The sequence below is a fragment of the Chryseobacterium sp. TQ-BC-N36 genome (assembly GCF_058382295.1).
Genome location: NZ_CM178175.1, coordinates 586963 through 599779 on the forward strand (window position 1 = coordinate 586963; position 12817 = coordinate 599779).

10 protein-coding genes are annotated in these 12817 nt (G+C 39.5%); 8 read left to right on the forward strand and 2 right to left on the reverse strand.

What is annotated here, in order from left to right; translation table 11 throughout:
- The 3 genes from AC3FI7_RS02560 to AC3FI7_RS02570 all read left to right on the forward strand — a co-directional run bounded on the left by AC3FI7_RS02560 (position 1) and on the right by AC3FI7_RS02570 (position 5841).
- The gene (locus AC3FI7_RS02560; RefSeq protein WP_142722503.1) at positions 1-1188 is read left to right on the forward strand and encodes an efflux RND transporter periplasmic adaptor subunit; all 1188 of its coding nucleotides are present in this window, start codon (positions 1-3) and stop codon (positions 1186-1188) included.
- Positions 1188-4334, forward strand: a complete 3147-nt coding sequence (locus AC3FI7_RS02565; RefSeq protein WP_142722504.1) for an efflux RND transporter permease subunit — start codon at positions 1188-1190, stop codon at positions 4332-4334. Before AC3FI7_RS02560 ends, AC3FI7_RS02565 begins: the two co-directional genes overlap by 1 nt.
- 91 nt (positions 4335-4425) lie before the next feature.
- Positions 4426-5841 carry a TolC family protein gene (locus tag AC3FI7_RS02570; protein WP_142722505.1) on the forward strand — a complete coding sequence of 472 codons (1416 nt, stop codon included), beginning with the start codon at positions 4426-4428 and terminating at the stop codon, positions 5839-5841.
- A gap of 74 nt (positions 5842-5915) precedes the next feature.
- On the opposite strand, the gene AC3FI7_RS02575 is transcribed toward AC3FI7_RS02570, so the two are convergent.
- Positions 5916-6896, reverse strand: a complete 981-nt coding sequence (locus tag AC3FI7_RS02575; protein ID WP_491461313.1) for a BtrH N-terminal domain-containing protein — start codon at positions 6894-6896, stop codon at positions 5916-5918.
- 165 nt (positions 6897-7061) lie between these two features.
- Between AC3FI7_RS02575 and AC3FI7_RS02580 the strand changes: the two genes are divergently transcribed.
- From AC3FI7_RS02580 to AC3FI7_RS02590, 3 genes are all read left to right on the forward strand, one after another.
- Positions 7062-7550, forward strand: coding sequence for a GNAT family N-acetyltransferase (locus AC3FI7_RS02580; protein WP_491461314.1), 489 nt, complete (start codon positions 7062-7064; stop codon positions 7548-7550).
- A gap of 2 nt (positions 7551-7552) precedes the next feature.
- Entirely contained in the window at positions 7553-8032 is a 480-nt protein-coding gene (locus AC3FI7_RS02585) for a MarR family winged helix-turn-helix transcriptional regulator (RefSeq protein WP_343658263.1), read from the forward strand.
- Positions 8033-8142: 110 nt separating this feature from the next.
- Positions 8143-8715: a YdeI/OmpD-associated family protein gene (locus AC3FI7_RS02590; RefSeq protein ID WP_491461315.1), complete on the forward strand. Its 573-nt coding sequence runs from the start codon at positions 8143-8145 to the stop codon at positions 8713-8715.
- 88 nt (positions 8716-8803) lie between these two features.
- On the opposite strand, the gene AC3FI7_RS02595 is transcribed toward AC3FI7_RS02590, so the two are convergent.
- Complete coding sequence (locus AC3FI7_RS02595; RefSeq protein ID WP_343658266.1) at positions 8804-11413, reverse strand: TonB-dependent receptor; 2610 nt, start codon at positions 11411-11413, stop codon at positions 8804-8806.
- A 372-nt stretch (positions 11414-11785) separates the two neighbouring features.
- On the opposite strand from AC3FI7_RS02595, the gene AC3FI7_RS02600 reads away from it, so the two are divergent.
- Together AC3FI7_RS02600 and AC3FI7_RS02605 are read left to right on the forward strand one after the other, a co-directional pair.
- Positions 11786-12184: a low affinity iron permease family protein gene (locus AC3FI7_RS02600; RefSeq protein WP_142722512.1), complete on the forward strand. Its 399-nt coding sequence runs from the start codon at positions 11786-11788 to the stop codon at positions 12182-12184.
- A 32-nt stretch (positions 12185-12216) separates the two neighbouring features.
- Positions 12217-12786, forward strand: coding sequence for a CinA family protein (locus tag AC3FI7_RS02605; protein WP_142722513.1), 570 nt, complete (start codon positions 12217-12219; stop codon positions 12784-12786).
- The last annotated feature ends 31 nt before the right edge of the window (positions 12787-12817 follow it).

Below are 12817 nucleotides of genomic sequence, written 5' to 3' on the forward strand. Positions count from 1 at the left end.
ATGAATAATAAGCTAGTTATACTTTCCATTGCAGCGCTTTCACTGACTGCCTGCAAAAAAGAAGCTCCGAAGCAGGATGGCGCCAAGCCTTATCCTGTTGTTTCCGTGGAGTCAAAAAATATAGTGGGTTATCAGACGTTTCCGGCTACCATCCAGGGTAGGGTAAACAATGATGTACGTGCAAAAATACAGGGATATATTACCCAGGTATTGGTGGATGAAGGGCAATATGTTACAAAAGGACAGCCACTGTTCCGTCTGGAAACCAATATTCTGAATGAAAATGCGGCGGCTTCCAAAGCAGGAATCGGTGCTGCAGCCTCCAGTGTTGCAGCGGCTCAGGCTTCTGTAAATGCAGCTCAGGTTGAAGTTAACAAACTAAAACCTTTGGTTCAGAAAAATATCATCAGCAACGTACAGTTACAGACTGCACAGGCACAACTGGCTCAGGCTCAGGCTCAGCTGCAGCAGGCAAACGCAGCCAAAAGACAGGCTGAAGCCAATTATAAAGGAGTAGAGGCCAATATCGAATATTCCATTATCCGTGCACCTATTTCGGGGGTAATCGGAAAGCTTCCATTAAAAGTGGGAAGTTTGGTAGGCCCGTCTGATCAGACTCCTCTGACAACGATTTCTGATACATCTGAGATCTATGCTTACTTTGCCATGAATGAAAAAGAATATTTTGATTTCCTTGAAAAATCCCCGGGAGCCTCTATGCCTGAGAAAATCAAAAACTTACCCATGGTTGAACTTCAGCTGGCTAATGGAAGTCTTTATCCTGAAAAAGGGAGAATTGAAGCCATTACCGGTCAGATTGATCCTACAACCGGGACTATTCAGTTCAGAGTTGCGTTCTCCAATGCTCAGAAGTTATTAAGTAATGGTAACAGCGGAACGATCAGATTCCCTCAGCACTATGACAATGTACTTGTAGTGCCTGAAAGCGCTACTTATGAGCAGCAGGGTATTGTATATGTATACAAGATAGAAAAAGGTGATACAGCCAGAAACGTTGTTGTGAATGTTATCGATAGAATCGACAATATGGCTCTTATCAAATCTGGAGTTAATAAAGGTGAAAGAGTTATTGCAGCTGGTATCGGAGGTCTGAAACCGGGAACAGCAGTAAAGCCGAAGCCAATTAAAATGGATAGTCTTGTTCAATCAATAAAACCGAAATTCTAATGATAAAAAACTTTATTAACAGACCGGTTTTATCCACCGTAATCTCAATCCTGATTGTGATTCTCGGTGTGCTGGGACTGATCTCGTTACCGGTTACACAGTATCCGGACATTGCACCGCCTACGGTGAGTGTTTCCGCAAACTATACGGGAGCCAATGCCGAAACGGTAATGAAGAGTGTAGTAGTACCTTTGGAAGAACAGATCAATGGGGTGGAAGGTATGGATTATATCACTTCCAGTGCCGGTAACGACGGTTCTGCTCAGATCCAGGTTTTCTTCAAACAGGGAATAGATCCTGATATTGCAGCGGTAAACGTACAGAACCGTGTGGCGAGAGCTACGCCACTGTTACCTGCCGAAGTAACGCGTTCAGGGGTAGTAACCCAGAAGCAGCAGACCAGTGCCCTGATGTATATGTCTTTCTATTCTGAAAATAAAGATCTTGATGATGTATACCTCCAGAACTTTTTGAATATCAATATTATTCCCAATCTGAAAAGGGTAAATGGTGTTGGGGATGCGAACGTTTTCGGGGGTAAAAACTACTCAATGAGAATCTGGCTGGACCCTGCAAAAATGGCTGCTTACAGTGTAACACCTACTGATGTTACCAATGCCATTAATGAGCAGAGTAGAGAAGCCGCTGCAGGTTCTATCGGACAAAACAGCGGAAGTTCTTTTGAGTATATCATCAAATATGTAGGTAAATTCAACGATAAAGAACAGTACGATAATATCATTATCAAATCTCTTGCAAACGGACAGAACCTGATGCTGAAAGACGTTGCTAAAGTGGAACTGGCAGGACAGTCTTATACAGGAATCGGGGAGAACGGAAACAACCCTTCCATCAGTATGGGGATCTTCCAGACTCCGGGATCCAACGCTCAGGAGATTATTAAAAATATCAAAGCCTATCTGAAATCAGCTGAAGGGACTTTTCCAAAAGGGATAAAGTATACTTTCAACTTTGATACCAACGAATTCCTAGAAGCTTCTATTGAAAAGGTAGTCCATACTTTGATTGAGGCCTTCATTCTGGTATTTATTGTAGTATATATTTTCCTTCAGGACTTCAGATCTACACTGATCCCGGCTATCGCAGTTCCGGTATCTATTGTGGGGGCATTCTTCTTTCTGAATCTCTTCGGATATTCATTAAACCTCTTGACCTTATTTGCATTGGTACTGGCGATTGGTATTGTAGTGGATGATGCCATTGTGGTCGTCGAGGCCGTTCATGCCAAGATGGAGCATGGTATTTCTGATGCTAAAAAAGCGACTGTAGAGGCGATGGATGAGATTACAGGAGCAATTATCTCTATTACTTTGGTAATGGCAGCAGTATTTATCCCGGTAACCTTTATTACGGGACCTACAGGGGTATTCTACCAGCAGTTTGGTATTACGCTGATTATAGCCATTATTATTTCTGCGATTAATGCATTAACCCTGAGTCCGGTTTTATGTTCATTATTTTTAAAACCTCACGAAGCGCATCATGCAGAATATAAAAATCTGAATCTTTTACAGAAGTTCTTCTATAAGTTTAATATTGCTTTTAAAACGACTACTGAACGTTACGGAAGAGGATTTGTATTCTTATTAAGACATAAATGGGTAACCCTGATTATTTTCGCTGTTACCGGAGGTATCTTATTCTGGGCAAGCAGCAGCATGAAGAAAGGGTTTGTACCTACAGAAGACAGAGGGATTATCTTTACAGATGTACAGCTTCCTCCGGGAGCTTCCATGGAAAGAACTTATAATGCTTTGAAAACACTTCAGGCCAAAGCACTGAAAGTTCCGGGTGTGCAGAATGTAACGATCTCAACAGGTAGAGGGTTCTTGTCCGGGAACGGGAGTAACAACGGTCTTGCCTTTGTTAAACTTAAACCGTTCGAAGAAAGAAAAAAAGACGGACAGACTTCTGAAGATATTACCAAAAAATTATTTGGAATTGTAGGATCTGTTCCTGATGCCAAAGTGGTATTCTTCCAGCCGCCTAGTGTACCGGGATTTGGTAACAGTGCAGGTTTTGAAATGGTATTGCTTGATAAATCAGGTGGAGAATATGCTGATCTGGATGCCAAAACCAATGAATTCATCGGTAAGCTGATGCAGAGACCGGAAATTCAGTTTGCACAGACTTCATTCAATACCAAATATCCTCAGTATCAGATGGAAATAAATGTTCCTCTGAGCAAACAGCTTGGTGTTTCTGTCAGTGACATTCTTGCGACAATGCAGGGGTATATCGGAGGAATTTATACTGCAGACTTTACCAAGTATGGAAAACAGTTCAGGGTAATGGTTCAGGCGCTTCCTGAAAACAGAAAGAATATTGAAAACCTGAATCAGCTTTATGTAAGAACAGGATCAGGGATCATGACTCCGATTTCACAGTTTGTAACATTGACAAAAGCATACGGACCACAATCTGTAAGCCGTTATAACCTTTTTACTTCAGTGAAGGTGACAGGAGCGAACTCTGACGGGTATAGTTCCGGGGATGCGATTGCTGCGGTACAACAGGTAGCGGATGAAACCCTGAATCAAAACTACGCGGTAGAATTTACAGGGTTAACGAGAGAAGAATTAAATTCAGGCTCTCAAACACTTCTTATTTTCGGGCTAAGTTTGATCTTTGTTTACTTTATCCTTTCTGCACAGTATGAAAGTTATATCCTTCCGCTGATCGTTATTATTTCTCTTCCTCTTGGAGTAATGGGGGCTTACTTCGGTCAGAAGATTATGGGGCTGGAAAATAACATCTACTTCCAGATTGCCCTGATCATGCTTGTGGGATTACTGGCGAAAAATGCGATTCTTATTGTCGAATTTGCTGTTCAGAGAAGGCATCATGGAGAAACGATTGTGATGTCAGCCATCAATGCAGCGAAAGCCAGAGTGAGACCTATTCTGATGACATCGTTTGCCTTTATTTTCGGTTTATTACCGTTGGTACTGGCAAGTGGAATTGGAGCCGTAGGTAACAGATCTATCGCTACGGGTGCGGCCATCGGACTATTGATAGGAACTGTTTTGGGATTATTTGTAATTCCGGTTCTGTATGTGATTTTTGAAACACTGCAGGAAAAAATTAAACCTATCAAAAAAGAAGATATCAATTTAGCAGAATAAAATTAAGATTTAAGAAATTAGAAGTTAGAAATTAGAAATGAGTCTAAAAACTAACTTCTAACTTCTAAACTCTAACTTCTAATTAAAAATAATGAAGAGTTTATTAAACATCATAAAAGGAATCACTTTTTCAGTTTTCATACTCGGAGCCATCTCATCCTGTATGGCAAGAAAAGAGTATGAAAGGCCGAAGAACGTTGTGGACGAAAAGCTTTTCCGTACGGATATGCTCCCTTCGGACAGTACCAGTATTGCAGATATTTCATGGAAAGAAATATTTACTGATCCGATATTGCAGGGGCATATCTCTAAGGCGTTGGAGAATAATCTTGACATCAGAATTGCGCTGGAAAGTATCAATTCAGCAGAAGCGTATCTGAAGCAAAGCAAAGCAGCTTATCAACCAACACTTTCTATCGGTCCCAACTACACATTTCAGACGCAGTCTATTAACACCCAGTTTGGGCAGATCATTGGGGAAAGACGTTATGTAAACCAGTTTGACATTACGGCAAGTATCGGATGGGAAGCAGATATCTGGGGCAAATTAAAGGCACAGGAGAAAGCACAGCTTGCTACCTACCTGGGAACTGTTGCAGCTCATAAAGCGGTAAAAAGCAGCCTTGTATCATCCATTGCATCTGCATATTATCAGTTGCTGACATTTGATGCGCAGAAGAGAATTATTACGGAAACCATTGCGGTAAGAGAGAAAAACCTTGAAGCTACTAAGGCTTTAAAAACTTCCGGGACAGTTACTGAAGTAGCAGTACAGCAGAGTGAGGCTCTTGTTTTCAATGCCAAATCATTATTGATTGATATTGATACACAGATCCAGCTGCTTGAAAATACCATGAGCCTTTTGATGGGAGAGCCTTCCCATTCTATTGAAAGATCTACATTGGAAGGACAGAAGCTTCCGATTGATCTGAAACTGGGGTATCCTACTCAGCTTCTGGCCAATCGTCCGGATGTCATGAGAGCAGAATTTAACTTAATGAATGCTTTCCAACTGACGAATGCTGCCAAAGCTCAGTTTTATCCTACTTTAAAACTGACAGGAAGCGGTGGATTGCAGTCTGTGGATATTGACCACTTATTCAGCGTAAATTCATTGTTTGCGAATGTAGTGGCAGGACTGGCACAGCCTATTTTAAATAAAAGGCAGATCCAGACCAATTATGACGTAAGTCTTGCCAATCAGGAAACAGCTTATCTGAACTTCAGAAAGACTGTTCTGACAGCTGGAAAAGAAGTTTCTGATGCCATCAGAGTATTTTCTGTACAGGATTCATTCATTGAATTGAAGCAAAAAGAACTGGATGCCTACAAAAAATCTGTTGACTATTCCCAGGAATTGGTTAATTATGGTATGGCCAACTATCTGGAAGTGTTGAATGCAAGTGTGAATTCATTGAATGCAGAGCTTAACATTTCCAATGCAAGATACAGTAAAATGAAAGCAGCCGTAGAGCTTTACCAGGCTTTGGGCGGAGGCTGGAAGTAGTCTTTATTTCACAAAATATAAAAAAAACGTATGTCACTACTGGCATACGTTTTTTTATGATATGTGTAAAAATCCTATAATGTGACCAAAATTTCCATGGCTTCTCTCTCTTTTTCAGATAGGGTTTTTAAGATATCCGAAGCCTGTTGAATATATTTTATTTCTTTTGTCTGGCTCACTTTTTCAAACAGCCGGGAAACACCCGTCCAGAGTTCAGCAATTTCTGAGAAGGCTTCATATCCTTTTTTTATCTGATCCATTTGAAGCAGTTCATAACTTTCCTTCAAAAAATCACGATATAAATTTCTAAATAAAGCTCCGCCTGTTCCTGCTTTTTCCATGAGTAAAGCTGCTTGCTTAAATTCTCCTTCAATATCTCTACTTGTATTGAACCATTTGACAATTTCAGTACTTGTTTTGAGGATTCCTTTATAAGAAATATTTGTGATAGGCGGGTTCAGATACTCCGCAGCATTATTTTTGATTGCAGTGATTACCGCTTTATTCAGATCGAATTTTCGCTCTGTTTTTCGGATAGTATAATACATATTTTTAGAAGACATCGGCCCTTTTTCAGCCCGTGCCATTGCCAGGCTTTTTAAGGAAGTCTGTACCTGTCCGCCCTGTTGTATGGTATCCACCAAAAAAGCATTTTCATGATCATAACCATAAATCGCGGCATAATGTCCGGCAAAATGAAAAGGATTTGAAAAGTATTCCAGATGGTAACAATCCATTTTCAATCCTACTGGCTGGCCATTATTGATAAGTTCTTTTACTTGTTCCCAGGCCTTTTGCTGTGAAGATGTTTCTTTTACTGTTAATTCAAGATTCAGATTTTTAGCTAAATTTTGAGTCAGCAAATCAGGTTTTATTCGTCCTCCGATGAAAGGGAAATCCATCGTTTTCATATTCCAGTAGATAAAGCTGAGACCTTCACCCAATCCGAAAAGCATAGGCTCGGAAAGCTCAATTCCTATTTGCCGCAATAATGTTCCTGTGGCAGTAGTTTCACAGTGCTGGCCGTTGAAAGGCTTCAGGTTTTCTATTTTCATTTTTAAAGTAAAGTTTTGAATGGTATTAATTTTTGAGAAAATTACATAAATATCATCAGATAAAAATTCAGGTTTGCTATTTTATGTTAAATTTCTTTAAACCGGAAAAATAATTTGTAAATATGTATTTGACTACGTAGTTTTATACTTTAAAATACAGACACTATGAAATTAGAGATACAGCCGATAGGAAATTCTTACTCAGAGCAGGCCATTGACCTTATTTTAACAATTCAGCAGAAAGAGTTTAATATTCCGATTACGATACAGGATCAGCCTGACCTTTTGCAGATAGAAAGTTTTTACACAGAAGCCGGAGGTAATTTTTGGGGTGCTTTTGTAGATGGTGAGCTGGTAGGTTCTATAGCATTGGTTAAATTTGACGACAGGGCAGGAGCCATCAGGAAAATGTTTGTGAAAAGGGAGTTCAGAGAAAAAGAACTGAATATAGCCCAGGAATTACTGGAGGTTTTAATTACTTTTTGCCGTAAAAGAGGGATTGATGATCTATATTTGGGAACCATAATGGTATTGAAGGCAGCACAACGTTTTTATGAAAGGAATCATTTTGTGAAGATCGAAAAAGGAAATCTTCCGGCTGCCTTCCCTTTAATGAGTGCTGATGATATTTTTTACCATTTAAATATTGACTGAATATGAATGTAATCAACGAAGCAGGAATTCTTGCCATATCTACCAGGCTGCACCGTCTCAGTGAACAATTGAGAAAAGATGGAGCACTCATCTATAAAGCATTCGGAATTGATTTTGAACTGAAGTGGTTTCCGGTGATCTTTACCATTTATAAAAAGGAAATAGCAGGTGTAGTAGAAATTGCCAACGAGATCGGGTATACCCATCCGTCTACCATAACCCTGCTTAAGGAACTCGAAAAACTGGAGTTGATACAATGGGAAAAAGATCAGCAGGACGAAAGAAAAAGACTGTTTAAACTGACTCCAAAAGGGAATGAGCTTATTGAAAGAATGAAGCCGGTATGGGAGCTGATGTCCCAGGCTTTGGGAACTATTACAGACAATAAAAATAATCTGCTGGCCGCGATTGATGAGGCAGAAGAGAAAATTGCCAGCCAGTCTTTTTACCAGAGAGCGATGCAGGTGAAGAATGAGAAGTAATTTTATGTGCTGCTAAAAATTAGCTGTTCGAATTATCTATAGCTACTGACAAACTATTGTCACCAAAGTATTCTAACTTTACATCATAGTAAAACTAAAACTACGGGAAAATGGATGAGAAAAAAACTTTTCATGTCAAAACAAGGGAGGACTGGCGGCAATGGCTGGAAGAGAATCATCACATAGAACAGTCTGTCTGGCTTATTTGCAATACCAAAAAATCCAATCTACCCTCTGTTTCCTGGAGTGAACTGGTGGATGAAGCCCTTTGTTTTGGCTGGATTGACAGTACAAGGAAGACCATTGATGAAGGTTCTTTTATGCAGCTATTCAGCAGACGTAAACCGAAAAGTACCTGGTCAAAAATCAATAAAGAGAAAGTTCAGAAACTGATAGAAAATAATCTGATGATGAAAGCTGGATTTGAAACCATCAGAATGGCAAAAGAAAATGGCTCCTGGAATATTTTAGACAGTGTGGAAGACCTGGTAATTCCAGAAGATTTGAATGAAGCTTTTAAAATTCATGAAGGCTCTGAAGCCTATTTTCAAAGTTTGAGCAAGTCCATAAAAAAAATGCTGCTGCAATGGATTGTGGTCGCGAAAAGACCCGAAACAAGGAAAAAACGTATTGAGGAAGTAGCAATACAGGCGGCTCAGAATAAGAGACCCAAAAACTTTTAAGCTTCACATTGGAGGTTCGTATAAAAAAACAGGCTATTCCAAAAAGGAACAGCCTGTTCAATTCATTCATTATCAAAATGATATTATATTAGAATCTTAAAGTTGCTGCAACAGACCAGGTTCTTCCAAAACCAAGGAATCCTGTATTACCGTCTGCAACCCCCTGATACACTCTGCCAGCTTCCTGGTAGGTTTTTCCTGCATCCGGGCCATTAGCGATTTTATCGCCTGCAAAAATATTGGAGCTTAATTCAGAAATATAATATTTGTTGAATAAGTTGTATACGTTAGCTCTCAATGTTAAAGACTTTTTCGCATCCAATGTGAACTTGTAAGAAGCCCCTACATCAAATAAATGATAGCTCGGTAACTTTACAATTCCTTTTTCTCTTGCGGCTTCCGTAAGGAAATTGATCGGGTTGAACTGTGCATAAAGCTTGTCATAATATTCCCAGTTGGCATCAATACTGAAAGCTTTGGTAATATTATAATCAGCTCCGATGCTGGCTGTTGTCTGGGCTGCATCTCCAACCTTCAGGTCTTTAATATTGATCGTTCCGGTTGCTCCTGCAATTTCCTGGTTGTTCTGAACATCAAGAATATTAAAGTTGGCGTTTCCTTTGTACTTCCAGTTCCCCAATGATACCATTCCTCTCAATCTAAGATTAGTGAAAGGTCTTGCTTTTGCTTCCAGTTCAATTCCCTGGTGTAGCTGCCCAACGTTCAATGCATTATAGAAATAAGCATTTCCAAGGGTTAGCTGAGAGAATTTGGCAACATCTGCAGCCGTAGCATTGAATGTTCTTGAAATGAATCTGTCATCCCACTGTGTTCTGTAAGCGTTGATATTCACATCCACATAACGGGATTTGAAACCGTAACCTAACTCTACAGAGAAGATTCTTTCATTCTTCGCATCATTGTAGATGTTCTGGTTTGAAGGAAATAATGCGTTGAATAACGGCTGTCTTGAGATAACCCCTGTATTGAAAAATACATTGTGGTGATCGTCAATATTATAATTGGCACCTCCTTTTACAATATAACCCGTTTTGTGATACCATTTTGTTTCCTGGTTTCCAGGTGTGTACAGCATATAATCTCTTCTCTTGTAATATTGCTCGGAAACAGATCCCTGAACAGATGCACTTAGCTTTTCAGAGCTGTATTCAACCATTCCGTAAATACCTGCCCATTTTACCAGACCTTCGTTGTGGATAGATACTTTCTGAGCATCTTTAAGTTTGGTAAGCGGTTCCGGTTTTACAGTTTGATTGATGTAATATCCTTTTGGGGCATTGGCTGTACTTGGAACGAATAATGCATCAGATCCTAACATGTCAGTCACAATGTCATACAATGCACCTTTGTACGTTTTAAGATCAATCCCTCCGTTGAAAGTCCAGTTGTTTTTTTTGTAATTAAGGTCAGCAATCACTCCATACCAGTCATGAGCATTGATACTCTGCTTTCTTACGATACCGCTGGTTCCGTTAAGAGTAGAAACATACTGTCCGTTGTAGTCACCAGGAGAACCTGCAGGTGCCGTAAAGGTAGATTTCTGGAAAGTATTTCCATTATAATCTGTTACCATTCCGCCTCTGTTGTAACGGTAAATCATATCCCAGTTGATCGTACCGTCTCCGCCTGCACCATAATTCATGAAGTTCATAGTTTGTCCTGCAGCGTTTTTGATAGAACCGTTAAGTCCTGTACCTCCACCACCACGTCCCCATGAACCGTAAACAACTGTAGATAACTTAAGGTTATCATTCATCGTCCAGTCCCAGTTCAGGGATGCGATAGGCTTATGGTAGAAGTTAGGAGCTAAATTGAATTGAGAACCGTTTAACATCCCGGTTTGCGGGTTGTATCTTCTTCCATAGGTTTCAAACTGCTGCAGTGTTGCTACGTTCGCTCCGGTGGCAGAAGATCTTCTTGTGTCGTGTACCTGTGGTGCCCCGGTTGCGATTAAATTGAAAGCATGTTTTTCATTAGGCTTAAATCCTGTTGAGAAAAACCATGAGTAACCTTCTCCTTTCGTTCCGTTGATGTATCCGTCACCTTGCCAACGGGAAAGCAATACGGTTGTTCCCCATTTGTTTTTTAACCCTGAAGAATACATCGCAGAAATTCTGGAGTAGTTGTCATTTCCAACTTCACCTTTGATCATTGCTTTTTGCTCGGCATCGGTAGCTTTTGTTACAATATTGATCGTTCCTCCTACAGACGGAACTACAAATTTAGAAGCTCCCAAACCTCTCTGGATCTGAATATTGCTGGCAATATCTGCCAATCCCGTCCAGTTAGACCAATACACAGTACCTCCCTGCATGTCATTCACCGGCTGTCCGTTGATGATCACCGCAATGTTGGCACCATCAAAACCTCTCATGTTGATTCTGCTGTCTCCAAATCCTCCACCTACTTTAGTGACGTAAACGGATGGAGTAGACTTCATAATCTCAGGGAATTCTCTGTTTCCCAGTTTCTCCTGAATTTCTGCTGCCTTGATGTTGGAAACTGCAACAGGAGTTTTTCTCTCTTTGGCTGTTTGGGAAAGGTTTCTACCCACCAACATCACCTCATCAATAGATTTGGATTTTTCTAATGAATCCTTCGTACTCTGCCCGTAATACAAGGCCGCCGTAGGTAATACAAGCGCTATAATTAGACGCTTTTTAAAAATAATGCTCATGAAATAAACTAGCGTGTTTGATTTTAAGGCTGCAAAGATGGATAATTATTTTTTAATTAAGTATTAAATCTTAACGAAGTGATTTTATTCAGTTTTTGAATCATGCTTTATGACTCACTTTTTTATATATGTTAATTATTTTACATCTTTAGTTTACAATTTGTTATACAAGAAAGTGGTGGGAAAAGCGGTTTTTTTTAACGGATAAAAATAATTATGCGGTTCTCCACATTTTTAAATAAAACCCAATATTATTGTAGAATATATTATAATAATAGCTAAGTAATAAAAGCCATAGATGACTTGAATCATAATTCTTATACTGCTGTTTCGATAACTTGTATCATCATTTTATTCAAAATCGTATTATTTATGAAAAAAAATTTTTTTGAAAGATTTTCAGATCGTGTCGTTTGTATTACAGGAAGTCCCGGTGCTTTTATTACGGCAAGTGTACTGGTTATTGTATGGGCTGTTTGCGGACCTCTTTTCAGTTATTCTGAAACCTGGCAGCTTGTTATCAATACAGGGACCACAATTGTAACTTTCCTGATGGTATTTCTGATTCAAAAAACCCAGAACAAAGATTCCAAAGCTATTCAGATAAAGCTTAATGAACTGATAGCATCCTATGAAAAAGCCAGCAACCGGCTGGTTGATATTGAAGATCTGACGGAAGAGGAACTTGACCGGCTTCACAAATATTATGAAAAGCTGGGGCAGCTGTCCAAAGAACAACAATATCCGAAGGATTCTGAAAAAGAACAATAGCCGGGAAAGTCCTGATATATAAAATACAATCAATGATTTTAAAACCTTCACAAATTGCTCACGCTGATTCATTATCAGTGAAATCATTAGTGCATTTCGTCATAGAACTTGAAAAGCTCTTTAAGCGTATAGGAGAGTACCTGCTTTCGGGAAATGAAACCGTTTCAACAGCCGAAAGTGTTACTGCTGGCTTCCTGCAGTTTTCGTTTTCCCAGATGAAGGATGCCTCTCAATTTTTTAAAGGCGGCATGACAGCTTATACTTTAGAAGAAAAAGTAAATCTTCTTGATGTAGATGCTCTGGAAGCCAGACAATATAACTCTGTATCTCCTCATATTGCTGAAACAATGGCGTTGCAGGTAGGTAAACTCTATAAAACAGACTGGTCTATCGGAGTAACGGGATATGCTACTCCCGTGGAAGAATCACAAGGAAAGCTTTTTGCTTACTTCTCCATTGCTTACAAAGGAAAAGTTGTTCTTTCTGAAAAATTAGATCTGCATTCCAGAACAAAGTCTGTTAATGCTCAACTTTATTACAGTGAATTCATTCTGGGATGCTTTAAGCTGGAACTAGATAAGCACCGGAAAAACAAAGAATAAACTTATTTCAATAATCACTATAATCACACCT

What these genes read in the sequence shown, in the direction of transcription:
- AC3FI7_RS02565 (WP_142722504.1), top strand. Translation starts at nt 1,188, where the DNA reads ATGATAAAAAACTTTATTAACAGACCGGTTTTATCCACCGTAATCTCA.
- AC3FI7_RS02585 (WP_343658263.1), top strand. Translation starts at nt 7,553, where the DNA reads ATGAATGTAATCAACGAAGCAGGAATTCTTGCCATATCTACCAGGCTG.
- AC3FI7_RS02575 (WP_491461313.1), bottom strand. Translation starts at nt 6,896, where the DNA reads ATGAAAATAGAAAACCTGAAGCCTTTCAACGGCCAGCACTGTGAAACT.
- AC3FI7_RS02590 (WP_491461315.1), top strand. Translation starts at nt 8,143, where the DNA reads ATGGATGAGAAAAAAACTTTTCATGTCAAAACAAGGGAGGACTGGCGG.
- AC3FI7_RS02580 (WP_491461314.1), top strand. Translation starts at nt 7,062, where the DNA reads ATGAAATTAGAGATACAGCCGATAGGAAATTCTTACTCAGAGCAGGCC.
- AC3FI7_RS02595 (WP_343658266.1), bottom strand. Translation starts at nt 11,413, where the DNA reads ATGAGCATTATTTTTAAAAAGCGTCTAATTATAGCGCTTGTATTACCT.
- AC3FI7_RS02600 (WP_142722512.1), top strand. Translation starts at nt 11,786, where the DNA reads ATGAAAAAAAATTTTTTTGAAAGATTTTCAGATCGTGTCGTTTGTATT.
- AC3FI7_RS02570 (WP_142722505.1), top strand. Translation starts at nt 4,426, where the DNA reads ATGAAGAGTTTATTAAACATCATAAAAGGAATCACTTTTTCAGTTTTC.
- AC3FI7_RS02560 (WP_142722503.1), top strand. Translation starts at nt 1, where the DNA reads ATGAATAATAAGCTAGTTATACTTTCCATTGCAGCGCTTTCACTGACT.
- AC3FI7_RS02605 (WP_142722513.1), top strand. Translation starts at nt 12,217, where the DNA reads ATGATTTTAAAACCTTCACAAATTGCTCACGCTGATTCATTATCAGTG.